Raw genomic sequence first — 24,063 nt, forward strand, 5'->3', positions numbered from 1 at the left:
GATATGGTCAGGACTTGGCTCATAAGTTCATTGTACTTCATCAAAGCGCATTCCTCCCGGCACTGACCCTACGGGTACAGTGCGGGGCTCCTGCGCTAGTAAGCTGAAAGTTGACGATGCGGGCAAACTCTTGGGGGTCTAGGCTGGCCCCTCCCACCAACACGCCGTCGATCTCAGGCTGGGCCATCAGCTCATCGATGTTGCCGGCCTTCACCGAGCCGCCATACAAAATGGGCAGTTGGGTATTGCCCAGGTGTTGCCGGATCAAGCCGATGACCCGGTTGGCCTCTTGAGCTGCACAAGTCTGGCCGGTGCCGATGGCCCAAATTGGCTCATAGGCAATCACCAAGTTCCCCAGATCGATCCCCGGCAAGGCGCGATCCAACTGCCCCACAATCCAAGACTCGGTCAAGCCTTGCTCCCGCTGCTGCTGGCTTTCTCCCACACAAAGGATGGGGGTGAGCCCGTGCCGCTGGGCGGCTGCCAAACGCCGATTGACGGTTTCGTCCGTCTCGCCGAAGTACTGCCGCCGTTCGCTGTGGCCGACGATGACATAGCGCACCCCCAATTCCGCCAGCATGGGGCCGGAAATTTCCCCGGTAAAGGCCCCCTGATCCTCCCAATGTAGGTTTTGTGCTCCCACGGCTATGTCGGATCCGCAGCTTTGCTCTGCCACCACCGCTAGGTTTGTAAAGGGCACACATAGGATGATCTGCCGCTGGGATGCTGACCCTGACGGCGATGATTGTAGGGCCAGGCCCAACTCTCGCAGAAACTCGCGAGCCTCAGCCTGAGTCTTGTGCATTTTCCAGTTGCCGGCAATGAGGATGGGGCGCAAGATGAGATCCTCCCTTAAAGACATCAGAAGGAAGGGATCCCGCAAGCAGAAAGCCCAAGGAATATGTGGAAGAACAGCAGGGATCCCAGCTTTGTTTTTTCGTATGACACAGTTTACCAGCAAGCGATCCCGAAAATACGGCGACGGGATCCCCTCTCCAAGCGCCGGTTAACCCTTCAACCAGCATGCAGACGGGACAGGCCAAGACCCAACAGGGAAGGCAGCTTCCTACAGCCCAACGATCTGGGTGTTTTCAAAGGTAGCCAGAATTTCATCCAGATCTTTGTTCTGCAGCGAGTAGGTAGCGGTGGCATCGTTGCCAAACTGAATTTCGTCCCCGTCCTCCAGATCCCGAAATTCCACCCGTTGCCCGCCCACGTAAAGGCCGTTGGTGCTGGGGGTGCCCTGAATGTCTCCGTCGATGATTTGGTAAGTGAACCCATCGGGAGAAGAGGGGGATTCTGTCTTAACCAAAATGGCGTGGTAGCGAGAGGCGTACTGGGAGTCAATGCGAATGCTGTTGCGTGGATCCCGGCCTAAGGAGTAGAGCTCAGCCGTCAACCAGTAGGCTTTTGGCCCATGACGATCCTTGACGATGAGCACGTGATTGAGGGCTGGTCGGCGAGGGGGCGTGGTCATGAAAGGCACCCGCTTGCACAACACTGAGGGCAGGATAGCCAAAACATAACATAGGATCCCCCAGGTGGATCCCTGTGTCCACCGGATAAGTCTCTTCAGGTCGGCATCCCAGGCTGGTGCGGGATCCCCCTGAGCAACAAGAAAGGGTCTGAGTAGATTTTTGTAACAATTCCTCTCATAATAGGATCGACGATGCAGATGGATCCCTGACCATGAATGGCTCGCAACCGGATCCCAGTGCTCAACCCCGTTCTCCCCAGACACCGAGGCTCATTGAGTTGCCGGAAGATGAAACCGATGCGCAGCTCAGCGATCCCCTGCGGATGCAGCGTTACGAATGTCGTTCTTGTGGCTATGTTTACGAACCGGCTAAGGGGGATCAGCTCAATCGGATCCCGGCGGGTGTGCCGTTTGAGGAATTGCCAGCCGATTGGAAATGTCCGGTGTGCCGAGCCGGTAAGCGCTCGTTCCAAGCAGTGGGCGCCAAGGGCAAGCCTTCCGGTTTTCAAGAGAACTTGCGCTACGGCCTGGGGGTGAACGTGATGACCCCTGCTCAAAAGAACCTGCTGATCTTCTTGGGACTGGCGCTGGGATTTTTATTTTTGATGAGTTTCTATTTCGTCGAGTGAGGGTCAAGATGTTCAAACCCCTGAGGCTGGTGCTGCTGATTGCTGTCTCGGTGCTGCTAATGGCGGCGCGGATGCCCAACATGCGGGTGGTCCCCTGGCAGCAGGTGGAAGTGCCCACCCAGAACATTCTGCTGGACATTGCCTTCACCGGCACCACCCCTTCCCATGGCTGGTTGGTGGGAGACAAGGCGACGCTGCTGGAATCCCGCGATGGGGGTCTGCACTGGCAGGTGCGGGAGCTGCCGGGTCTGGAGCCGGAAGCCTACCTGGCCTCCATTAGCTTTGCTGGGGCAGAAGGCTGGGTGGCCGGGCAGCCGAAGATCCTCCTCCACACCCTAAACGAGGGATCCGACTGGACTTCCATCCGCCTTAACAACCAACTGCCAGGGGAGCCGCTCTTGATCCAGGCTCTGGGCCCTGGCGCCGCCGAAATGGTGACCAATGTGGGGGCCATCTACCGCACCGAAGATGGCGGTCAGACCTGGCATGCCCAAGTGGATGAGCCGATTGGGGCCATCAAAAACATTGCCCGCGGCCCTGAAGGCGAATATCTGGCGGTGTCGTCGCGGGGCAGCTTCTACTTTCTGTACACTCCTGAAAGTCGCACCTGGAAGCCCTACCCGCGGGAAAGCTCCCGCCGCATTCAAAACATGGGCTTTGGCCCCCACGGCAGCGCTTGGAAATTGAACCAAGGGGCGGAGATCGCCTTTACCGATGACTTCACCTCCGGCCAGTGGTCGTCGCCGCTGCGTCCGGGGCGGGCCCTCAGCTTTGGCTACCTCAATGCCGCCTATCAAAACGACCACGACCTGTGGGTGGTGGGGGGTGGCGCTACCCTGATCCACAGCCCTGATGGTGGCAAAACCTGGGAACAGGCCAAGAAACTCAGCAACATCCCCGCCAACTTCTACAGTATTGAGTTTTTCGGCCCCGAGCAAGGGTTTATTCTGGGGCAACGGGGCACCCTCTTGCGCTATGTCAGCTCCAACAACTCCTGAAGGTCTCAGGGATCCCTAATCGGCACACGGGTGGACACACGCGCCAAGGATCCAGCTTCACGCCCGCGGCTGCTGGTTGCTGCCAGTGGCACTGGTGGCCACATTTTTCCGGCTTTGGCTATTGCCGAGCAGTTGCCCGACTGGCAGATCGAATGGCTGGGGGTGCCGGATCGGATGGAAGGGAAGCTGGTGCGGGAGCGCTATCCCTTGCACCGGGTTGTCATGTCCGGCTGGCAGGGATCCCCTCTCCATAGGCTGCAGGCCTTGGCCCAACTGGCCCGCGCCACCCTACAAGTGCGCCAACTCCTCAAGTTGGGACGGTTTGACGTTGTTCTGACCACCGGCGGGTACATTGCCGCTCCGGCCATTTTGGCCGCCCGTTCGCTGGGGGTGCCGGTGTTGCTGCACGAGTCCAATCGGATCCCGGGCAAAGTGACCCGTTGGCTGGGGAGATTTTGTCAGGTGGTGGCGCTGGGCATGGCAGAGACGGCAGAGCATTTGCCAGGGGTGGCTGCCCAAGTGGTGGGCACGCCAGTGCGGGCCGAGTTCTACACGCCCCAGCCTTTCCCTGCCGACCTCCCCATTCCCGACGGGGATCCCCTCATTGTGGTCATGGGGGGTAGCCAGGGGGCGCGGGGCCTCAACCGCATGGTGGCCGCCTGTGCCGAAGCTTGGCTGGAAACAGGGGCCTGGATCGTGCATTTGACCGGCGACAGCGAAGCTCAAGATCCGGAAGCCAGGATCCCCAGCCATCCCCGCTACCGGCCCTTTCCTTTCCGTCGAGATGTAGCTGCCTTGTTGCAGCGGGCCAACTTTGCCATTAGCCGCGCCGGAGCCATGAGCCTGGCGGAGTTGCTGGTCACCGCCACCCCGGCCATTTTGATCCCCTATCCCTTTGCTGCAGAAGATCATCAGTATCAGAATGCTCTGGCCTTCGTGGGGCGCGGTGGGGGGGTGGTCATGCGAGAATCCGAAGAGAATCTGGACTTGCTGCGGCAAACGGTGTTGACCTGGTTGGCTCAGCCGCAGGTGGTTGCCCAAATGGCCGCCCACTTGCAAGCCACAGCTCCCCCCAATGCCAGCAAGGCCATCGCCCGTCTGTTGCAGGAGATCCGCCAGAGTTCTGCCCGTTAAGCCGTGGTACAGCCAAGATTGGACAGCCTTTCCCAACGCCTGCCTGTGCCCGCCAAAGCGGCGGAGTCCCCAACCCTGCTGGCAGAACTCCTGCCCGCCGACAGGATGGAATCGCTGTTGATGCGGCTAGAGCAGTGCTTTGGGATCCCCCAGCGGGCTCCCGATGGGCTTTCCCCCCGCCCGGATCTCCTGGACGAGTTGGTGGGCACGATCCTTTCCCAGAACACCACCGATGCCAACAGCAGCCGTGCCTTCCGCGCCCTCAAAGCCGCCTTTCCCTCTTGGGAAGCGGTCTTGGCTGCCGACCCGGCAGATCTGGCCCAGGTGATTCGCCCCGGCGGCTTAGCCCACCTTAAAGCAGCCCGCATTCAGGAGATCTTGGCCGCCATTCAAGAACGACAGGGATCCCTGAGCCTCGACTTTCTGCGCGACCTGGACGACGCCGGCGCCCTCGACTTTCTGCTCTCGTTAAAAGGGGTGGGGCTGAAGACCGCCACCTGTGTGTTGTTGTTCGGGCTGGGTCGGGATCTCTGCCCGGTGGATACCCATGTGCATCGAGTGGCCAACCGTCTGGGCCTGGTGCGGGCCAAACATCCCGACGACACTTTTGCTCAGCTTTCCCCTCAGATCCCCAGGGGCAAAGCCTATTCCCTGCACGTCAACTTTGTCCGGCTGGGCAAGCGCATTTGCAAGGCCCGCATGCCCGAATGTGGCCGCTGCCCGCTGCGTCCCACCTGCCCTTCTGGGCGGCAGCGTTGATCCCGACAGCAGGGCTCTATTCTGCGGGCGCAGTAGAAGCATCTGGGATCCCCTCTTGTCCGTTCCTGCCGGCGTCTCTCTCTGCTGGGGGAACTTCCAACTCCAGGGCTTGCCGCACCGATTGAATCTCTTGGGAGAGCAGCACCCGCTCTCGATCCAACAGGCCGACGATCTGCTCCGGGTCTTCCCGCGAGACCACCGGCAATTGGCGCAAATCGTATTCGTACATCGGCTCGGCTGCCACTGCTACCGCCTCATCGGGGAAGGTGGTGAGAACCGGAGATTGGCTGACCTCCTGTACGGTTAGCTCCGCCAACTCCGCCGCCTCCTTATGGGCCAAGGCCCGCTCCAGATCTTCCAGGGTGAGAATGCCCCGCAGCCGCTCCTGTCCGTCCACCACCAACGCGCTATGGCACTTCTGCTGCAGCAAACTCTCCAGAGCTTCTCGCAGCGGTGTGTCTTGCCGAAGCAAAAGAGATGGGGGCACCATCACCTCTTGCACCGTCAGCTCTCTAGGCTCCTGCCCAAGGACTCCGTCAAGCGTTGCGTGGCGATAGCGACGGGCGGAAGGGTAGATGGCCGGCGAATGCAACTGCTCCGTCAGCCAGATGCTCAAACCCACTGCCGCCATCACCGGCAGCGCAATGTGATAGTCCCGCGTCATCTCAAACAGCAGCAAAATGGCCGTCAGCGGAGCCCGCACACTGGCCGCCAACACCGCCGCCATGCCCACCATGGCGTAGGCAGCAGGGGGAGACAAGGCAATCAGGGGCAAAGCTTGAGATAGCACCTGACCGTAGCCTGCCCCCAGCACTGCCCCCATGAACAAAGCCGGGGCAAAGGTTCCCCCCACAAAGCCGCTGCCCAGGCTCAAAGCGCTCAGCAACAGCTTGCCCAATAGGAGCAGGCCCAGATGGCCAAGAGAAAAGGGAACGGCCTGCAGAATCGACTCAATGGTTTCATAGCCCACCCCCAACGCCAACGGGATCCCCAAACCTGCGCAGCCCAGGATCCCGCCCCCCAAAATGGGCTTGCTCCAAGCTGGCCAGGCCGCCAGGGGGCCACTGTTGAACAGGTGCTTGCCCCACTCCAGGGTGTAGCTGAAGGCCATAGAAACCAGGCTGGCCAAAAAGCCCAAGCCGAGATACAGAGGTACCTCCAGCAAGCTGTGGATCTCGTAGTCCGGCAAGACAAAAGCCGGCTGGGTGATGGTGGGCAAAAGAAAAGCGGGTTGTGCCCCCAACCCCACCTGGGCGATCAAGGCGGAGACCACCGCCGCCAACACCACCACACTGACAGCAGAAGTGGTGAAGGTGCGGGCCAAAGCCAGCTCCAGCGCCAAAAACACCCCGGCAATGGGCGCGTTAAACCCTGCCGCCAGGCCAGCCGCTGCTCCGGCAGCCATCAACAGTTGCACCCGCTCCCGCGAGAGGCGTAGGTTTTGCCCCAGCAGGGATCCCAGCAAAGCGCCACTTTCCACACTGGGGGCCTCAGGGCCAAGGGAAGCTCCCGCGCCCAACGAGATGGCAGCCGCCAAGAGCTTGAGCGGGATCCACCAGGGCTGAAGTGCCAAAGGACGAGCAGGACTCACCAAGCTGGAGAGGCTCAAGTTGGGAAAGGGCACAACTGCCCCCAAAGCGCCGATCAGCAGGCCCCCCAGCACCGGCGCCAGAGCCAGTGTCCAGGATCCCAGCAGCCACAGGCCATAGTGTTCTGCAGCCCTGCCGAGGCCATCGACGAGGGTGTCCTGCAGCAGATAGCGCCACCAGCCAATCAAGTAGCGAAATCCAACCACCAACAGCCCCGTGGCCAACCCCACTGCCGCCGCCAGCAGCAGCAGAAGGTTCTCGGAGGAGAGGCGCAGGCGGAGAGCGGGGGCGCTGTTCATGATCGGCTCAGGGGCTTTGGGAAGGCAGGGTCAAGATCTCTACACCGGTTTCGGTAACGGCGACCGTATGTTCAAATTGCGCCGAGAGCTTGCCATCCAAAGTGACCGCCGTCCACCCGTCGGAGAGCACCTTCACCTCCCAGGTGCCCTCGTTGATCATCGGCTCGATGGTGAACACCATGCCGGGGCGGAGTTTCTCCCCTTTTCCCCGTTCGCCGTAGTGGGGGATCTGGGGAGCAGTGTGGAATTGCCGTCCCACCCCATGCCCGACAAAATCGCGCACCACGCTGTAGCCCTGGGCCTCGGCATATTCTTGGATGGCAGCGCCAATGTCGCCGACTCTCCCCCCCGGCTTGACGGCAGCAATGCCCCGCCGCAGACATTCTTCGGTCACCTCCACCAAGCGCCGCGCCCGCTCAGAAGGCTGTCCGACAAAGAAGGTTTTGGACGTATCGCCGTGGTAGCCATCCAAAACCGGGGTGACATCGATGTTGATGATGTCGCCTTCTCGCAGGATCTGCTTGGGGCTGGGAATGCCGTGGCAGACCACGTGGTTGACGCTGGTGCAGATGGACTTGGGAAAGCCATGGTAGCCTAAAGGGGCACTTTTGGCCCCATGCGCCCGCGTCCACCGCTCGGCCTCGTCGTTGAGCTCTTGGGTGGTGACCCCTGGTCGCACCATCGGCTCCAAGTGCTTGAGCAGATCTGCCGCCAGGCGACAAGCCCGCCGCATTTTCTCCAGTTCCCGCGAAGAGAGCAACACAATGGGCTGAGGGGCTTGCGTGAGCTGGTTCATACCCGTCTGCAAAGCGGATCCCAACTGCTCCCTCCATCGCTGGGAGCGACGGCTGAGGTCTGTCAACAACGCTCGCATATCTTCCATCATGAGACCTTATCTGTGAAAAGCTCTGTGAAAACGGATGGATCTCTGCACCTGCAGACTGTCCAGGATTAGGTTCTCAGTTGGGATTCTGAATCGCCTTGCGCCCATTCACAGACCCCTGCCGGCCATTTTCTGCCGCCGACGAATCCGCTGCACCAACCACAGCCCCAGAAAATAGCTGACAAGGGATCCCCAAAAACCGACAAACGCACAGCCGACAAACAGCGTGCCCGACATCTCCAAGCCCCACTGCATCCAGTTTTGCCAGGTGGCCGCCACCAGCTCTGTGGTGGGAAGGACAGTTCGGGATCCCAGTAGCCATTCTCCCACCTGGTAGTTGAATGCATAGATGGGCACATAGGTGAAGGGGTTACTCACCCAGGTCCCTGCCGCCGCCGCCAGCTTGTTGCCCCGAAACGGAACAGCCAACACCAGAGCGGCCAACGTTTGAAAGCCGAAGATGGGGAAACAGCCGGCAAAAACCCCTACCGCCAAGCCACGGGCAATTTCTTTCGGCGACGATTGCAGCCGCAACAGGCGCAGATAAAGATAGCGCAGCCAACGCTTCCAGGAAGGATCCCGGCGGGCTAGGGTCGGCCCTGGTTGAGATCCAGAGTAGGATCTGGAATAAAGCTTAAGGGATCCCGGCGAAGGCCAGGAGAAAGAGGGCAGCCTCAACCAAAAGAGGGGGCTCATGGTGGCAAGGGGGCAACTGAGAGAAGGTGTTAAGTCCTGTAAATCCAGTGTATCTTTCCTGCCCTTGGCGACAAAGGGCCATTGGCAAATCTGGGCCAGCAGCAACGGGGTGACGCCGGGGGATCGGTTTACGGAGTGGTCACCTGAGCTTGTCCACCAAGGCCAGCACGAAGTTAAGACCCAAGTAGGAAACCAGCACCACCAAGAATAGGAACAGGGCAATGTTCAGCCCGGATCGCAGGGCAGAGGGCAGGGATCCCGATTTCATTTTGGGATCAGGCTTTTCGGGGGGAGTTGTCATCTGGAGTTCTGGGGAAGACTGTGAATCTAGGATCCCATCTTGGCTGTGCAGGTGTACCCATCGGCTTGCTGGGAGATTTGCGCAGACCTCACCGGGATGAACACCCTCTACGAAACCATTTATACCTCTGGACACAGGAGCAAGCCCAGCTCTTGGCCCCCGGCCAATGGGAGCGACTTGGATCGAGAATACCTGGCTGAGGAGATCGCATCTCAGAGAAGACAACGGCACCGGGAACCATGTAAACTACCCGACCCTGACTGCTTCGCAGTACAGGGCGGGCTTTCGGTAGCCCTGCAGTTGGCAAGCCAACCACGAACCTCTAGGCTGGTTTACAGCAGCCCCCAAGAGCGCAATCACATTCGCACCATTCAAATCCGCATCCCCTTCCCATCCACAGTGCCCACACTTGAACGACTTACCACTGCGATAGGATTGCGCAGGGTCGGGATGAATGTGCAAACACCGGTGGCAGGTCTGCGACGTGTAGGCAGGCGGCACAAGAATCAGAGCAACCCCCGCACGCAGAGCCTTGTACTCCAGAAACTGACGTAGTTGGTAGAACGCCCAACTGTTGGTCCTACGCCGCTCGGCTTTGCTGCGTGGCTGTTGATTGACCCTTTCCCGAATCCCTGTCAAGTCTTCCAGAGCAAGAGCGCTGTTTGTCGCCTTTGCCCTAGAGACAATAGCTTTGGAGATTCGATGATTGACCCACGCCTGAAAGCGTCTCTCCTTGCCAGACAGCCGTTGCAACAGTTGACGGCATCTGCGCCGCGAACTGCGGGTGCCCTTACTGGCTTTACGTTGGAGTGCCGCCCTCAGCTTGGAGTAGTGGTCTCGGACTCTGTTCAACTGCTGTCCATTCCAATTGTCCCCGTCTGACGTATGGGCGATATCCGTCCTGCCCAAGTCCACCCCGATTACCCTGTCGGTATCTTGTTGCTTGGGCGGGTTTTTCTCTACGCAAATCTGGATGTAGTAGGAGCCGTCCTTCCGCTGGACTAGGGTGGCCGATTTGGGGTTAGAACCAGCCAGCATCCCACGCTGGTAGTTGCCAATGGCTAGTTCAAAGCGCTCTCGACCCCCAACCGTGGTCAGCGACACCGTCCAGTCTTTCTCGCGAAACGAAAAGATACGGGCATCGTAGGTCGCAAAGCCTCTCTTGAACGCTTTGACCGGACGGTTTTTCTGTCGGGCAACTTTACGGGCACCGGCCAGCCGTCTGCAGACCTGCTGAGTCAAGTTACTGGACAAGCCAAACCGAGCGCGAATCTGGTAATAGCAAAGGGACTGGAGTTTGACTGCGTTGACTACTTTTTCTGGTGTGTTTTGGTTGACCCAGTTCAACGCCTGCACAAAGGCATCCGTTGTCGCATCCAACTTTGCGGCTTGCGACTGAGACACCTTGAGCTTGCAGGAGACGGTCAGGACTTGGGTCATGGTTCTATCATAACTTCCGCATTCCTCCCGACACTGACCCTACGGGTACAGTGCGGGGCTCCTGCGATTTCTAGCTGAGTTATCCTGCCGCCAGAATTGCCTCCAACAAGGGATCCGCCCCAAAACGCACCACATCCGTACAGGGCCGTCCGGTCTCGGCTTCCACCCGGCGGATCTGCTCTAGGGCCGCTTCTTCCTCCCAGCCGAAGGTATTGAGGGCAACCCCCACCACGGGCGCGGGGGCAAAGGCCCCGGCAGCTGCCGCCACCTGTTCATACAGCTCAATCACCTTGGGTAAGGGCGGGATGGGCACGTAGTCTATCCCCTTGATGTGGGTTTGGCCGGCGCGGTGTACCAGGATGAGGTGGGTGGGCTGGGATCCACGCAACAGAGGCAAGGTGGCCGTAGAGGCGGGGTTGAGCAGGGATCCCTGACCTTCCAGGTGCAGAATGTCGTGGTCAGAGCCATAGCGTAAGATCAGTTGCTCCACCGCCCCACTGGCATAGTCCACCCGCACCGCATCCAAAGGGATCCCCTCGCCGCCGATCAGGATCCCAGTTTGCCCGGTGGCCAAAAAGCGGGAGCGCAGGCCCCGCCTCAGGCTGGCCCGGTGCAGCTCTAGGCTGGTGGACATTTTGCCCACGCTCATGTCGGTGCCCACCGTCAACACCCGTTTACAGGGCAGGGTGCGGGCCAGGGCTTTCCCCACCGACAGGTTGGGGGGCTCGCGGCGAATATCCCAGATCCAGGCCCCCGGCTGCAACCACTGCCGAAACTGGGGATCCTCGGCCAAAGGCGTGTGCAGCCCATTCACCAGAGATAGGCCAGCTCGCAGGGCCAGGCCCAACTCCTCCCGCCATGCTGGCGGCAACTGCCCCCCTGAAGGGGCGATCCCAATCACCAGAACTTCAGGCCGGTGGGCCAGCGCCTCCTCCACCGAGGCCACGATGGGAATGTCTTTGGCTATTCCGGTCAGATGGGCCAGGGATCCCCCCGCCTGCTCCCGGTCGATCACCGCCACCACCGGGAAGGAGCCGTAGCGCAGCAGCCCCAGCCCCGTTTTCCCATGCTCCCCCAGCAACCCCCCGTGGAGCAGGATGGCCACGCGACTTTCGCTGGACAGGGATTCCGGCCTTCCCATTATTCCTCCCGCAGCTCTACCCCCAAGCCCGGTCGGTCGGTGGGGAGCAGGCAGCCCTCCTGCAGGATGGCCCCGGCGAAGGGATCGTCGGTGAGGTTGAGGTGGCTATCCAAGTCCAGGTAATCCACCAGGGGAGCCAAGTGGGCTGCCGCTGTATTCCCCAGGGCTGTGTTGCTGTAGCAGCCCAACATCACCTGCAGGCCGTGGGCTTTGGCGGTGTGGATCATGCGCCAGGCTTCGCTGAGGCCTCCGCACTTCATCAGCTTAATGTTGATCCCGTGGACGCGATCCACCAGAGGGGGGATATCGCGGCTGTCCATACAGCTCTCATCCACAAAAATGGGCAGCTTCGACTCGTGCCAGAGGGTGATCAGCTTCGCTTCCTGCCCCCTCTCCAAAGGCTGCTCCAGGTAGCTCACCCCTTGCCCCGCCAGCCAGTTGCTCATGCTCAGGGTTTGTTCCACCGTCCAAGCGCCGTTGGCATCTACCGTAATCAGGGATCCCAGCGGGATCACCTCTTGTACAGCAATCAGCATGTTCTGATCCGCCATCAGCCCCGAGTCGCTGCCCAGCTTGATCTTAAAAGCCCGCGCTTGGGTCTGTTCCATCCAGGCCAAGGCGCGCTGGCGGGCCGCCTGCGGGGTGGAGATGCCGATCGTCATCGTCGTGGGCGGAATGCGGGAGCGATCCAGCCCCCACAACTGCCACAGGGGCCTCCCCAGCCGTTTGCCCATCCAATCGTGCAGGGCCATATCCACCGCTGCCCGCGCTGCCGAAGGGATCCCGGCCCGCAGCAGTTCTGCCTCGATTGGCTGGCGCTCCCAGGGGGAATGGCGGCGCAGGATCCCTTTGGCCACGTCCAAGCCCATCAGGATGTCGTCCAGAGACTGGTGGTAGTCGTCGCTCACCGAAAAAGGGCAAGCCTCTCCCCACCCTTCAACTCCCTCCTCCTCAATCCGCACCCAAGCCAAGGTTGTCTCGCTGTGGGTACCTCGGCTGATGGTCAAGGCGTAGCGCTTGTGAACGGTGAAAGGTTCGACGTAGAGCCGCATGGGCATCTCCAGAAGAGGAAGCTTGGAGGGGCAATTGGGCCTGGGCCGCCCCTTTGAGCTTAGCTTGGTTCCCAGCCCAGCCTGCCCCCGTCCCCAAGCCCAGAAAACAAGTTATCTCTTGCCCCGTCCGCCGTCTATGGTGGGATCCAGATCCACCGTTCTCCATACCCTTGCCACCATGAATACCGCCGAACTGCTGGTTCGCTGCCTGGAAAATGAGGGGGTGCAGTACATCTTCGGCGTTCCTGGCGAAGAAAACCTGGAAGTCCTGCAAGCCCTGCGCCGCTCCTCAATTCGCTTTATCACCACCCGCCACGAACAGGGGGCCGCCTTCATGGCCGATGTCTATGGCCGGCTGACGGGCAGAGCGGGGGTGTGTCTCTCCACCTTGGGGCCGGGCGCCACCAACCTGATGACCGGAGTTGCCGATGCCAACCTGGATGGAGCACCCCTAGTGGCCATCACCGGCCAAGTCGGCACCGACCGCATGCACATCGAATCCCATCAGTACCTGGATTTGGTGGCCATGTTTGCCCCCGTCACCAAGTGGAATGCCCAGATCGTGCGCCCCAGCATCACCCCGGAGATCGTGCGCAAGGCTTTCAAATTGGCCCAAACCGAGAAGCCCGGGGCCGTCCACATCGACTTGCCGGAAAACATCGCCGCCATGGAAGCCAGCGGCACTCCCTTGAGGAGAGATCGCCTGGACAAAACCTACGCCTCCTATCAAAGCCTGAACGAAGCGGCGTCCCTGATCTCCCGCGCCCGCAACCCCTTGATTTTGGCCGGCAATGGAGCCATTCGCGCCCAAGCCAGCAGCGCCCTCACGGAATTTGCCACCCGCTTGAACATCCCCGTGGTCAACACCTTCATGGGCAAAGGAGTGATCCCCTACACCCACCCCTTGTCCTTGTGGGCCGTTGGCCTGCAACAGCGGGATCTGATCAGTTGTGGCTTCGACCGAACCGATCTGTTGATCGCCGTCGGCTACGACCTCATCGAGTACTCTCCCAAGAAATGGAACCCCGACGGCACCATCCCCATCGTTCACATCGCTGCCCTGCCCGCAGAAATCGACAGCAGCTACATTCCGCAAGTGGAGGTGGTGGGAGACATTTCCGACTCCCTCATGGAGATCCTGCGCCGCTGCGATCGCACGGGCAAGCCGGATCCCTATGGCCTCAGCCTGCGGCAGAACATCGTCCGCGAGTACACCTGCTATGCCCAGGATCAGAGCTACCCGATCAAGCCCCAAAAGCTGATCTACGACCTGCGCCAAGTCCTGCAACCGGAAGACATCGTCATCTCCGATGTCGGCGCCCACAAGATGTGGATGGCCCGCCTCTACCACTGTGACAAACCCAACACCTGTCTCATCTCCAACGGCTTTGCCGCCATGGGCATCGCCATTCCGGGGGCCTTGGCCGCCAAATTGGTGCATCCCGACCGCCACATCGTGGCCGTGACCGGAGATGGGGGGTTCATGATGAACTGCCAAGAGCTGGAAACCGCCCTCAGGGTGGGCACCCCCTTTGTAACTCTCATCTTCAACGATGGCGGCTATGGGCTGATCGAGTGGAAGCAACACAACCAGTATGGCGAGGCTGCTTTCGTCAAGTTCGGCAATCCAGACTTCGTTAAGCTGGCGGAGAGCATGGGCCTCAAGGGCTACCGCGTCGAAAAGGCTGCCGAGCTGATCCCCATCCTGAAGCAGGCCCTCGAGCAGCCGGTGCCCACCCTCATCGACTGCCCTGTCGATTACGGCGAAAATCTTTACTGGACCCAGCGGTCGCAAGCGTTGGTCTGCGAGGCTTAGGGGACGAGATGGATGTGAATGCGAGATTTGAGCCGAGTTGGGGCATAGTAAGCCCAGGGTTGGCGGCCTCTGGGAAGTCCAGACTTATGTATCTTTACCGTTGACCCTTAGCAGCCAAGTGCAGTGAAATAGAGGCATTGTGGGTGACCCGCCAGCATGAGCGATCTTCCTTCCCCTCCCTTTACCTCGCGCCGCGCCGGCGCTGCCAGCAAAGCTCTGGCCATCGCCAACGTCAGCATTACCCCCTTTGGCCGCAAGTTAAAGGAGCTGGGCTTTGCCGACGATAAGCAGATCCAGGACATCCAAAACGCCCTCAAAGCGGATCGAGAGGGCAACAGCAAGGCCCTGGCTCTGGTGGTCAAGGATATCGTGGGCAAAGAGATCACCCCTGACCTGGAGCGGGCTTACAAACGGCAGCAGCTCTTTGAACTGAAAATCATCTACGGGATCCCCTCCCTGGATGTCGACCTGGAGCCGGTGGAGATCTCCGAGATGATTGGGCTGATCGACTCGATCTTGCCCCTCGACATCTGCAACCGCTACAAGTTCTTGCCCATTCGCCGTCGAGACAATCAGGTGACGGTGGCGATGGTCAAGCCAGACAACCTGCAGGCACTGGACGACATTCAACGGCGCTTCCGCATCCAGGGGCTGAAGCTGCAGCGGCGGGTCTTCACCCAGCGGGATTTCGAGACCCTGATCAACCGCTACATGGATGCGCAGGCGGAGCTGCTGGCCATCAAGGGGATCAACGACGCTGTTGCCCAACAGGAAGAAGAGGTGGTGGTCAATACCGCCGAAATCGATCTGGACAGCATCGAGGATGTGACTGCCGATGAGGCCGGCGAGGAATCCCTGGAGCAGCAGGTCAAATCGGCAGATGATGCCCCGATTATTAAACTGTCCAACCAGATCCTGGTCAAGGCCCTGCAGGATGGGGCGTCCGACATCCACATCGAGCCACAAGAAGAATACCTGCGCATCCGCTTCCGCAAAGATGGGGTGTTGCGGCAGGCTTTTGAAAACTTTCCCAAGAAGATCGTCCCTGCCCTCACCGCTCGCTTCAAAATCATGTCCAATTTGAACATTGCCGAGCGGCGCATGCCCCAGGATGGGCGGATTCGGCGGGTCTTCAAGGGGCGCAAGGTGGACTTTCGGGTCAGCACCCTGCCCTCCCGCTATGGGGAGAAGATCGTGCTGCGGATCCTGGACAACTCCGCCACCCAACTGGGGCTGGACAAGCTGATCACCGACCCAGAGACCTTGGAAAGCTTCAAGGAGATTGTCAGGCGACCCTTTGGCCTAATCTTGGTGACCGGGCCAACGGGATCCGGGAAAACCACCACCCTTTACTCGGCCCTGGCGGAGGTGAACGACCCGGGCATCAACATCAGCACCGCCGAGGATCCCATTGAATACTCGCTGCCAGGGATCACTCAGGTGCAGGTGATCCGAGAAAAGGGCATGGACTTTGCCATGATCCTGCGGGCCTTCTTGCGGCAAGACCCGGATGTCATCCTGGTGGGGGAAACCCGCGACCACGAGACGGCCAAAACCGCCATCGAAGCCTCCCTCACGGGCCACTTGGTGTTGACCACGCTGCACACCAACGATGCCCCTGGCGCCATTGCCCGTCTGACGGAGATGGGGATCGAGCCATTTATGATCTCCAGCTCGTTGCTGGGGGTGTTGGCCCAGCGCTTGATGCGCCGGGTGTGTACCGAATGTCGGATCCCCTACCACCCCACGCCGGAGGAGCTGGCCCGCTATGGCCTTACCCTCAGTGGCGACGGCGAGCAGCTCACCTTCTACAAAGCCAACAAGCTCTCCCCCAAAGAAGTGGAGCAGCGCAAGGCCACCGGCAAGCCCATCTGCGAGAAGTGTGGGGGCGTGGGCTACAAAGGTCGGGTAGGGGTGTACGAGTTCATGCGCATGAACGACCGCCTTGCGGACTTGATCAACAAAGAGGCCCCCACGGAGGTGATCAAAGAAGCGGCGGTGGAAAGTGGCATGAAAACCCTGCTGGCCTACAGTTTGATGCTGGTGAAGCAGGGCCTCACCACGCTGGAGGAGGTGGATCGGGTGACCCTCACCGACAAGGGTCTGGAAAGCGAGCTGAAGGCCCGTGCCAAGGCTCTCAGCACCTGCCGCAACTGTGGCGCGGCCTTGCATGTGGACTGGATGGACTGCCCCTATTGCCTGACCCCGAAGTTTTAGGAAGTCGGCTTGGCACTTGACGATGTTGGGGTGCCGACTATAACAGTCCTATACAGTTGCCTTTCTCACATGGCTTTGGCCGGCGGCTCTTTTGATAGACAGTTCTACTCGCCTTTGGAGAACCCAACCCTATGCCCCAACTGATGATCGAAGACCTCATGGAAGCAATCGTCCAAAAGGGCGGTTCCGACATTCATATCTCGGCGGGTTTGCCCCCCTACTTCCGCATCAATGGTCACCTTGAGCCGACAGAGCATGAGCCTCTCTCGGCAGAGGAGGTGCAGCGGTTGATCTTCAGCATGCTGAACAACAACCAGCGCAAGCAGCTGGAGCAAAACTGGGAATTGGACTGCTCCTATGGGGTGCGGGGGATCGGGCGCTTCCGCGTGAACGTCTACCGCGATCGCGGCACCTATGCTTGCGCCATGCGGGCCCTGGCTTCTGAGATCCCCAACATCGACAAGCTGGGCCTGCCGGATGTGTGTAAGGAAGCAGCTCGCCTGCCGCGGGGCTTGGTGCTGGTAACCGGCCCAACGGGATCTGGCAAATCGACTACGCTGGCTTCCATGATCGACATGATCAACCGCGAACGGGCCGAGCACATCCTCACCATCGAGGATCCCATTGAGTACATCTACACCCCCATTCGCAGCATCATCCACCAGCGGCAACTGGGGGAAGACACCAAGAGTTTTGCCAATGCCCTGCGGGCAGCGATGCGGGAGGATCCGGATGTGATCCTGATCGGGGAGATGCGGGATCTGGAGACCATCCAGTTGGCCATTACCGCCGCCGAGACGGGCCACCTCTGCTTTGCCACGGTACACACCAGTTCTGCCGCCCAGACGGTGGATCGCTTGGTGGATGTGTTTCCGCCCGAGCAGCAGCAGCAGATTCGCGTGCAGCTCTCCAACTCCCTCAAGGCCGTCTTCTCCCAAACTCTGGCCCGCCGCCTCAATCCCAAGCCAGGAGAGCCTGGACGGGTGCTGGTGCAGGAAATCATGGTGGTAACGCCGGCCATTGCCAACCTGATTCGGGAGGGCAAAACTGCCCAGATCTACTCGGCTATCCAGACGGGGGGCAAGCAGGGCATGAAAACGCTGGAGCAAGATCTGGCTAACCTTTACCTACAGGGCAAGATCGACTTCGATACGGCCATGTCTAAGACCTCTCGCCCCGAGGAGTTGCAACGGCTTTTGGGCAACGTTACCGGGCCCTCGCCAGCCGCGGCTGCCCAACAACAGCGGCCAGCAGCAGTTGCCGCCCGTCGCTAAACCTCGTTGCCACCAGGCAGTGCTGGGATCCCGGGGTGAGGGTTCATCGCCGATCTCTAGCCACTGCCTCAATTTGTGGCTAAGCTCTAGCTGAGAGATCGTTGATCGGCCCAAGGTTTGGGCTGACTTCTCTTTTGCACCTGCGAAACATTTAAAGCCATTTCGTTATTTAGAGCGATCTAGCCGGGGGTACAGCCATGCCGCGCTACAAGGTTCGGGGGTTAAAGGCCGGTCAGCCGGTACGCCTGACGGTGGTGGCCAACAGCTTGACCGAAGTTCGTGCACGGCTGCGCCGAGACGGGATTTTTGCCAAACAGGAAGACATTCAGGAAGAAAAGCCCTTTTTCTCCTTGGAGACGTCTTTCGATTTGTCGATGCTGGGATCCATCGACATTCGCGACAAGGCGGTGTTTTCCCGGCAGTTCGCTGCCCTGATCAACGCCGGCGTGTCGATGGTGCGCTCTCTCACCATCATGGAGGAGCAAACCGGCAACCCCAAACTCAAAAAGTACCTGCGGGCTATCCGAGCGGAGGTGGAGGCGGGGAAAAACCTCTCCGACTCCATCCGCCCTTATCCCGACGCCTTCGACGGCCTCTACTGCAGCATGGTGCAGGCGGGGGAGGTGGGCGGCGTGCTGGACGAAGTGCTCAACCGCCTGGCCAAGCTGCTGGAGGACATGGATCGCCTGCAGAAGCAGATCAAGTCAGCCATGACCTACCCGGTGGTGGTGACGATCTTGGCTGTCTTGATTTTCTTGGGCATGGTGCTGTTCATCTTGCCCACGTTTGAGAGCATCTACAACGACTTGGGTGGGGAGCTGCCCGCCTTTACCCAGTTTTTCATCAACATCAGCAAGTTCCTGCGCACGCCCCAGTACAGCTTGGGGCTGGTGGGCTTTCTAGGGGCCGTCTATTTTGCTTTCCGGCGCTTTTACCGCACCCCCGCCGGCAAGGAGACCATCGACGCGCTGGCCCTCAAGCTCCCTATCTTCGGGGATCTGATCCAGAAGTCGGCGGTGGCTCGCTTCTGCCGCACCTTTGGCGCTCTCACCCGCTCCGGGGTGCCGGTGCTGACTTCCTTGGAAATTGTGCGCGACACCTCCGGCAACCAGGTGGTGGCCAACGCCATTGACGCCGCCCGCCAATCCATCTCAGAGGGAGGGCAGATTGCCCCTGCTCTGGACAAGGCCAAGGTCTTCCCAGTCATGGCCATTCAGATGATCAGCGTGGGGGAAGAGACAGGGGAGCTGGACGCGATGCTGATGAAGACGGCGGATTTCTACGAGCTGGAGGTGGAGGAGGCGGTACGCGCCCTCACCAGCCTGCTGGAGCCGTTGATGATCGTGATCCTGGGCGGTATGGTGGGCTGCATTATCGTGGCCATGTACCTGCCCATGTTCAACGTGTTCGAGTTGGTGAAGTAGCTCGAAGTTGGACGGTAAATTCTACACAGGTTCTGCTGCTGGCTCCCGATAGTTTGGGTCGAAAGAGGCAAAGTCAGAGCAACGGAGGAGAGGGATCCCATGCTGAGGCGATGGTTGGCGGCCCTGGTGGTGTTTTTGGGGGTAGGGCTGGCAGTTTTGCTTTCCGAACAGCCGACGGGATCCCTGGCGGGACGGGTGGAGCTGCCGGCAGGGGTAGCTCTGGAGAGCGTCCGGGTGATCGCCGCCGGCCCGGTCACGCGCAGCGCCAGCTTGACCGCAGATGGCGAATATCGCTTGGATCGATTGCCTGTTGGGGAATACCAGGTGACGGTGCAGGGGAGCGGCCTGGAAACGGTGGGCAGCGAGGGATCCGTTCTGGTGCGGGAGGGGGCAACGGTTCGGATCCCCACCTTGCGCCCTCAGCTTGTCCCCCCCGGTCTCTATCTCTACAGCACCAGCCAGGTGTTCACGACCGCAGAACCGGCGCGGCTGCAGTGGCGGGCCACCAGCCTGGGCTCGGTGCAGCTCAGCCTCTATCGCTTTTCCCTGACAGAGCTGCAGGGATCCCCTCTCTTGCGGGATTTGGCGGATGCTGGCTATGGCTCCCTGGATCCGGCTCTGTATCCCACCCTGCGGCGGGAGCTTGTGCGCAGTTGGCAGCAGCCGGTACCGCGACGGCCAGGAGAGGGGTGGGCAGCCCAAACCTTGGAGCTGGGGATCCTGCCGCCGGGGGCCTATTGGGTGGAGGCGGAGGGCCGGGAGCCGCTGGCGCAAACGGCTGCACCTTTGCCCCGTTTCGACCATTGGTTTTTGGTGAGCGATCTCGGCCTCATCCAGAAGCAGGATGCCAGCCAGTTGGTGGTGCAGGCGGTGCACCTGCGGGAGCTGCGCCCCCTGTCGGGGATCCAGATCCAAGTTTTCGGGGAGTGGGGGGATCCCCTGACGGCCACCACCGATGCAGAGGGGCTGGCCCGCTTTGGCCTGCCGGCGAGAGAGGGTTCTTCCCTGGTGGTCTATGGCCGCAGTGCCGACAACACCCTGCAGGCTTTGTCCCGCAGCTACGCCTATGGCTGGAACCAGCCCCACCGGATCTACGCCTACACCGATCGTCCCCTCTACCGTCCTGGCCAAACCGTCTATTTCCGCGCCCTGGTGCGAGAGCAAACCCGCCTCACGCCGCCCCCCCCAGGACAAGCAGTGCAACTGACCCTTACGGCCCCCAACGGGGATGTGTTGAGCGAACAAACCCTGGCCACCAATGCTTTTGGCAGTGTCCATGGGGAGTTTCAACTGCCAGAAGAAGCGTCCCTGGGCAGCTACGGCCTGAAGTGGCAGGTGTCAGGGCCGCAGGGATCCAGCGGCGAATACACCTCTTTTCAGGTGGAAGCCTACCGCAAGCCGGAGTTTGAGGTGGCGGTGGTGCCCGACCGACCTTGGCTGGTGCGGGGGGGATCCCTGAAGGTGCAGGTGGAGGCCGAGTATCTTTTCGGCGCGCCGGTGGCCGCTGCCCAGCTCCGCTACCGAGTTTACAGCAGCCCCGACTGGAGCCTGCGCTATGGGCTGTTGCCCCGTTCTGCCGAGGAAGACTATTTCGCCGACGACCTGGGAGAGGAGCAGGGCTACTACGGCGGCTACGGCCAGTTGGTGGCGGAAGGGGAAGGGGTGACGGATGCCCAAGGGCGGGCGGAGTTTCGCCTGGATCGCCTGCTGCAGGATCTCAACTGGGAAGAAGACAGCTACTGGGGCCCCCAAGAGGTGCAGCAGTTGCGCATCGAGGTGGAGGTGACCGATATCAGCCGCCGGACGGTAACAGGATCGGCGCGGGCCTGGGTCACGGCTGGCGAATTTGCTCTGTTTGCGGAAGTGAACCGCCATCTGCCGGCTCCGGGGGATACCCTCACCTACCGGCTGCAAGCCCGCGATTACGATGGCCGCCCCGTCAGCGCCACCGGAGAGCTGAGCCTGGAGCGCTGGCGCTGGGATCCCAAGAGCAGCACCTACCAACGGCAAGGTACCCTGCTGCGGCAGCCTTTTCAGATCGTCAACGGGGAGGGCAGCCTCACCCTCAGCTTGCCCGCCGACCTGGAGCCGGGAGACTACCGGGTGCGGTTGACGGCATGGGATCCCCGCCGTCAAAGTGCTCCGCACCGCTGGCGCGAACGGGTGCAGGAGGTGGACTATCTCTGGGTGGTGGAGCCGGGCAGCCCCCTGCAAAGTTGGGGATCCCTGCCCAGCCTGGAAGTGGTGGCGGATCGGCAGATCTACCAGGTGGGGGAAGAGGCCCAGATCCTGATAGTCTCGCCGCTGCCGGATGTGGCGGTGCTGGTGGGCATTGAGGGATCCCGGCTGCACCAGGTGCAGGTGCTGCGTCTCCAGGGGCATACGGCCACGCTGCGGCTGCCCATCCGCGGCGACTATCGTCCCAATCTCTACGTCACTGCCACTGCCATCGGCCCAGAGCGGCGGCTGTACCGAAGCGAGGCCCTGCTGCGGGTCTCCCCCTTGGATCGCTTTTTGCAGGTGGAGCTGCAAACCGATAAACCCACCTATCGACCGGGCGAGACCGCCCAAATCCAAATCCGCACCCGCGATGCCCAAGGGCAGCCGGTGAGCGCCGAGGTGGGCCTAGGGATTGTGGACAATGCCCTCTACCTATTGCGACCCGACTTCACCCTGGATATTCGCCGCTTCTTCTATGGGCGCCAGTACAACCAAGTTACCACCACTACCTCTTTCCCTCAGCAATATCCCGGCGGTGCTGACAAGCTGGCCGGACAGGTGCGGGAGGACTTTCGCGATACCGCCGCCTGGTTTCCGGATCTGGTCACCGATGCCGATGGCCTGGCTCAGGTGCAGGTGCGCTGGCCCGACAACCTGACCACCTGGCGCTTGACCGCCCGCGCTGCCACTGCCGACACCCAGGTGGGATCCGCTCTTGCCACAGTCTCGGTTAGCAAAAACCTGTTGGTGCGCTTGGCCGCTCCCCGCTTTTTCCGGGTGGGGGATCAGCTCACCTTGGCGGCCATTGTGCAAAACCGCACGGGTCAAGCCCAAGCGGTGGAGGTGCGGCTGGAAGTTCCTGTTCCTGCCGGTGGGATCTTGAAATTGCAAGGCCCGGAACGACAACGCCTCACCGTGCCGGCCCAAGGAGCGGGGCGGGTGGAATGGCCTCTCCAGGTTCTGGGGGCCGGAGATACCTCTCTGCGGGTCTGGGCGGAAGGGAATGGGCTGAAAGATGCGTTGCAACTGCGGATCCCCAGCCAGCCTTTCGGCGCTGTGCAACGGTTCTCCCAGGTGGGTCGGGTGCAGGAGGGCAGCCTTGACTTATCGCTGGATTGGCCCGCCACCTGGGTGCCGGGATCCCGGCAGCTTCACCTGGAACTGGCCGCTAGCCCGGCAGCAACCCTGCTGGGGCCGCTGGATTACCTGGTGAAGTTCCCCTACGGCTGCACCGAGCAAACCCTGAGTCGCTTCTTGCCCGCCCTAGCCGTCGCCCAAGTCAGCAAGCAGTTGGGCTTGAACCTGCGCTCTCAAACCCTGGAGCGGCTGCCTCGAGTGCTTCGATCCGGCTTGCAGCGACTGGAGGGATCCCAGAACTTCGATGGGGGCTGGGGCTGGTGGGCCCATGACCGGAGCAACCCCTATCTGACCGGATACATCCTGCAGGGGTATCACCTTGCCCAAGCTGCTGGCTATGCCCTCAAAGAGTGGCGGGTGCGGCAGGCCTTGGACTATCTGGCCGCTCAGGACTATCTGGCCGCTCAACTGGCCCAGCCACAAGCCCTCTCCCCGGATCTACAGGCTTTTGTCGCCTACAGCCTGGCCCTCTGGGATCCCGCCTTGGTGACTGCCGACCTGCCGCCGCCGGAGCGGCTCTCCACCTTTGGCCTGGCCTACCGAGGGCTGGCCGCCCTGCAACTGGGCCAGAGGGATCTTGCCCAGGCAGCCCTGGATGAGGTTCTGGAGCGGCGGCAACAGGATCCCCAAGGGCGCTGGTTTATCCCGGCTGCTCCAACTCGTGCGACCCACGAGCGCTCCACCTACGACGACATGGAGGTGGCCGGCCCGCTTTTGCAATTGGCCGTTCGCTTGCAGGATGACCGGGCTGCCCAGATTGCCGAGGCCCTTCTCCAGCAGCGGCAAAACAACCGCTGGCGCACCACCAAAGCCACCGCCGATGCTCTCCTCGGCCTATCTGCCTACTACCAGGCCCAGCAGCAGCAGCTTCCCAGCCCCGGCGAGGTGCGGGTGTTGGATGGGACAACCGGATCCCTTCTCGGTCGCTGGCAGGCCGGCGCTGGGGATCCCCGCTATGGGCTGGATTGGGCTGACGCAGAAGTGGGGAACCTGAGCAGCCTGCGCCTGGAAAAGTCCGGCCCTGGCCCCCTTTACTACAGCTTGAGGGGAGAAGCCTTCGTCCCCAACCCTCTGCCCTCTCAAGCCCAAGGCTTTGCGGTGAGCCGCAGCTACTTCCGCCTACAGCCCCAGCCCCAACCCAACGGGGAGATCCGCTACCGAGAGCAGCCGCTGCGCCCTGGCGACACAGTAAGGGCCGGAGAAATCCTCCTGGCCCGGTTGACGGTGGAAGCCGAGCGGGACAGCCACTACGTGGTGGTCGAGGATCCCCTGCCCAGCGGCGCCGAGATCACCTCCCAGGATCCGCGAGAGTTCACCGGCTTGGCCCCAGACTACTGGTGGGACTGGTTTTGGACCCGCCAAGAGAATCGGGATGACCGCGTGGCCTTTTTCAGCACCGAGCTCAAGCAGGGTCGCCATGAGTTTGTCTATCTCTTCCGTCCGGAGATCCCCGGCCAATTCCAGGTGGCTCCTGCTTTGGCAGAAGAAATGTACGACCCCAGCCGCTATGGCCGCAGCGCCGCTTACTCCCTCGAAGTTCTCCCTTGAATGCCTCGAACCTGCCCACTTGGCCAGAA

The 24,063-nt window shown here is 61.1% G+C and carries 18 protein-coding genes; 9 read left to right on the forward strand and 9 right to left on the reverse strand.

Going from position 1 to position 24,063, the window contains the following annotated elements; translation table 11 throughout:
* Positions 1-40: 40 nt before the first annotated feature.
* A complete protein-coding gene (gene tpiA, locus ACVWXE_RS00005) occupies positions 41-838 on the reverse strand; it encodes a triose-phosphate isomerase (RefSeq protein ID WP_457443565.1) in 798 nt (265 codons plus the stop codon).
* A gap of 228 nt (positions 839-1,066) precedes the next feature.
* The gene (locus ACVWXE_RS00010) at positions 1,067-1,477 is read right to left on the reverse strand and encodes an FHA domain-containing protein (RefSeq protein WP_414374851.1); all 411 of its coding nucleotides are present in this window, start codon (positions 1,475-1,477) and stop codon (positions 1,067-1,069) included.
* Positions 1,478-1,800: 323 nt separating this feature from the next.
* Here ACVWXE_RS00010 and ACVWXE_RS00015 point away from each other — a divergent pair, with 323 nt between their 5' ends.
* From ACVWXE_RS00015 to ACVWXE_RS00030, 4 genes are read left to right on the forward strand one after another with little or no spacing between them, the layout of a single operon-like run.
* Complete coding sequence (locus ACVWXE_RS00015) at positions 1,801-2,106, forward strand: rubredoxin (RefSeq protein ID WP_049749648.1); 306 nt, start codon at positions 1,801-1,803, stop codon at positions 2,104-2,106.
* Positions 2,107-2,114: 8 nt separating this feature from the next.
* Entirely contained in the window at positions 2,115-3,104 is a 990-nt protein-coding gene (locus tag ACVWXE_RS00020; protein ID WP_049749647.1) for a photosynthesis system II assembly factor Ycf48, read from the forward strand.
* 30 nt (positions 3,105-3,134) lie between these two features.
* On the forward strand, positions 3,135-4,238 hold the full coding sequence (murG, locus tag ACVWXE_RS00025) for an undecaprenyldiphospho-muramoylpentapeptide beta-N-acetylglucosaminyltransferase (RefSeq protein WP_457489267.1): 1,104 nt from the start codon (positions 3,135-3,137) through the stop codon (positions 4,236-4,238).
* Positions 4,239-4,256: 18 nt separating this feature from the next.
* Complete coding sequence (locus ACVWXE_RS00030; protein ID WP_457489268.1) at positions 4,257-4,997, forward strand: endonuclease III domain-containing protein; 741 nt, start codon at positions 4,257-4,259, stop codon at positions 4,995-4,997.
* A 16-nt stretch (positions 4,998-5,013) separates the two neighbouring features.
* Here the strand turns inward: ACVWXE_RS00030 and ACVWXE_RS00035 are convergent, their stop codons facing one another.
* The 7 genes from ACVWXE_RS00035 to ACVWXE_RS00065 all read right to left on the reverse strand — a co-directional run bounded on the left by ACVWXE_RS00035 (position 5,014) and on the right by ACVWXE_RS00065 (position 12,398).
* A complete protein-coding gene (locus tag ACVWXE_RS00035) occupies positions 5,014-6,885 on the reverse strand; it encodes a chloride channel protein (RefSeq protein WP_457489269.1) in 1,872 nt (623 codons plus the stop codon).
* 7 nt (positions 6,886-6,892) lie between these two features.
* Entirely contained in the window at positions 6,893-7,681 is a 789-nt protein-coding gene (map, locus tag ACVWXE_RS00040) for a type I methionyl aminopeptidase (RefSeq protein WP_414342345.1), read from the reverse strand.
* A gap of 195 nt (positions 7,682-7,876) precedes the next feature.
* Positions 7,877-8,464, reverse strand: a complete 588-nt coding sequence (locus ACVWXE_RS00045; RefSeq protein ID WP_011433729.1) for a DUF2062 domain-containing protein — start codon at positions 8,462-8,464, stop codon at positions 7,877-7,879.
* A gap of 139 nt (positions 8,465-8,603) precedes the next feature.
* Positions 8,604-8,765, reverse strand: a complete 162-nt coding sequence (locus tag ACVWXE_RS00050) for a hypothetical protein (RefSeq protein ID WP_414352050.1) — start codon at positions 8,763-8,765, stop codon at positions 8,604-8,606.
* A 246-nt stretch (positions 8,766-9,011) separates the two neighbouring features.
* Positions 9,012-10,205 (reverse strand): RNA-guided endonuclease InsQ/TnpB family protein, encoded by a 1,194-nt coding sequence (locus ACVWXE_RS00055; RefSeq protein ID WP_457489270.1) that lies wholly within the window; start codon positions 10,203-10,205, stop codon positions 9,012-9,014.
* Between the two features lie 79 nt (positions 10,206-10,284).
* Positions 10,285-11,346 carry a DUF1611 domain-containing protein gene (locus ACVWXE_RS00060; protein ID WP_457403360.1) on the reverse strand — a complete coding sequence of 354 codons (1,062 nt, stop codon included), beginning with the start codon at positions 11,344-11,346 and terminating at the stop codon, positions 10,285-10,287.
* Positions 11,346-12,398, reverse strand: coding sequence for a dipeptide epimerase (locus tag ACVWXE_RS00065; RefSeq protein ID WP_457489271.1), 1,053 nt, complete (start codon positions 12,396-12,398; stop codon positions 11,346-11,348). The genes ACVWXE_RS00060 and ACVWXE_RS00065 overlap by 1 nt, the downstream gene beginning before the upstream one ends.
* A gap of 178 nt (positions 12,399-12,576) precedes the next feature.
* On the opposite strand from ACVWXE_RS00065, the gene ACVWXE_RS00070 reads away from it, so the two are divergent.
* From ACVWXE_RS00070 to ACVWXE_RS00090, 5 genes are all read left to right on the forward strand, one after another.
* Positions 12,577-14,214, forward strand: a complete 1,638-nt coding sequence (locus ACVWXE_RS00070) for an acetolactate synthase large subunit (protein WP_457489351.1) — start codon at positions 12,577-12,579, stop codon at positions 14,212-14,214.
* Positions 14,215-14,370: 156 nt separating this feature from the next.
* Positions 14,371-16,431 carry a GspE/PulE family protein gene (locus ACVWXE_RS00075; RefSeq protein WP_457489272.1) on the forward strand — a complete coding sequence of 687 codons (2,061 nt, stop codon included), beginning with the start codon at positions 14,371-14,373 and terminating at the stop codon, positions 16,429-16,431.
* A gap of 131 nt (positions 16,432-16,562) precedes the next feature.
* Positions 16,563-17,705, forward strand: coding sequence for a type IV pilus twitching motility protein PilT (locus ACVWXE_RS00080; RefSeq protein ID WP_238376760.1), 1,143 nt, complete (start codon positions 16,563-16,565; stop codon positions 17,703-17,705).
* A 197-nt stretch (positions 17,706-17,902) separates the two neighbouring features.
* On the forward strand, positions 17,903-19,129 hold the full coding sequence (locus ACVWXE_RS00085) for a type II secretion system F family protein (RefSeq protein ID WP_457489273.1): 1,227 nt from the start codon (positions 17,903-17,905) through the stop codon (positions 19,127-19,129).
* Between the two features lie 99 nt (positions 19,130-19,228).
* Positions 19,229-24,034: an alpha-2-macroglobulin family protein gene (locus tag ACVWXE_RS00090; protein WP_457489274.1), complete on the forward strand. Its 4,806-nt coding sequence runs from the start codon at positions 19,229-19,231 to the stop codon at positions 24,032-24,034.
* Positions 24,035-24,063 lie beyond the last annotated feature (29 nt).

It is taken from the genome of Thermostichus sp. MS-CIW-41, from assembly GCF_054058915.1.

Bases quoted from the DNA above. Each gene is read 5' to 3' on its own strand.
- ACVWXE_RS00010 (WP_414374851.1), bottom strand. From the start codon at position 1,477: ATGACCACGCCCCCTCGCCGACCAGCCCTCAATCACGTGCTCATCGTC.
- ACVWXE_RS00015 (WP_049749648.1), top strand. From the start codon at position 1,801: ATGCAGCGTTACGAATGTCGTTCTTGTGGCTATGTTTACGAACCGGCT.
- ACVWXE_RS00020 (WP_049749647.1), top strand. From the start codon at position 2,115: ATGTTCAAACCCCTGAGGCTGGTGCTGCTGATTGCTGTCTCGGTGCTG.
- ACVWXE_RS00035 (WP_457489269.1), bottom strand. From the start codon at position 6,885: ATGAACAGCGCCCCCGCTCTCCGCCTGCGCCTCTCCTCCGAGAACCTT.
- map (WP_414342345.1), bottom strand. From the start codon at position 7,681: ATGAACCAGCTCACGCAAGCCCCTCAGCCCATTGTGTTGCTCTCTTCG.
- ACVWXE_RS00045 (WP_011433729.1), bottom strand. From the start codon at position 8,464: ATGAGCCCCCTCTTTTGGTTGAGGCTGCCCTCTTTCTCCTGGCCTTCG.
- ACVWXE_RS00050 (WP_414352050.1), bottom strand. From the start codon at position 8,765: ATGACAACTCCCCCCGAAAAGCCTGATCCCAAAATGAAATCGGGATCC.
- ACVWXE_RS00055 (WP_457489270.1), bottom strand. From the start codon at position 10,205: ATGACCCAAGTCCTGACCGTCTCCTGCAAGCTCAAGGTGTCTCAGTCG.
- ACVWXE_RS00060 (WP_457403360.1), bottom strand. From the start codon at position 11,346: ATGGGAAGGCCGGAATCCCTGTCCAGCGAAAGTCGCGTGGCCATCCTG.
- ACVWXE_RS00065 (WP_457489271.1), bottom strand. From the start codon at position 12,398: ATGCGGCTCTACGTCGAACCTTTCACCGTTCACAAGCGCTACGCCTTG.
- ACVWXE_RS00070 (WP_457489351.1), top strand. From the start codon at position 12,577: ATGAATACCGCCGAACTGCTGGTTCGCTGCCTGGAAAATGAGGGGGTG.
- ACVWXE_RS00075 (WP_457489272.1), top strand. From the start codon at position 14,371: ATGAGCGATCTTCCTTCCCCTCCCTTTACCTCGCGCCGCGCCGGCGCT.
- ACVWXE_RS00080 (WP_238376760.1), top strand. From the start codon at position 16,563: ATGCCCCAACTGATGATCGAAGACCTCATGGAAGCAATCGTCCAAAAG.
- ACVWXE_RS00085 (WP_457489273.1), top strand. From the start codon at position 17,903: ATGCCGCGCTACAAGGTTCGGGGGTTAAAGGCCGGTCAGCCGGTACGC.
- ACVWXE_RS00090 (WP_457489274.1), top strand. From the start codon at position 19,229: ATGCTGAGGCGATGGTTGGCGGCCCTGGTGGTGTTTTTGGGGGTAGGG.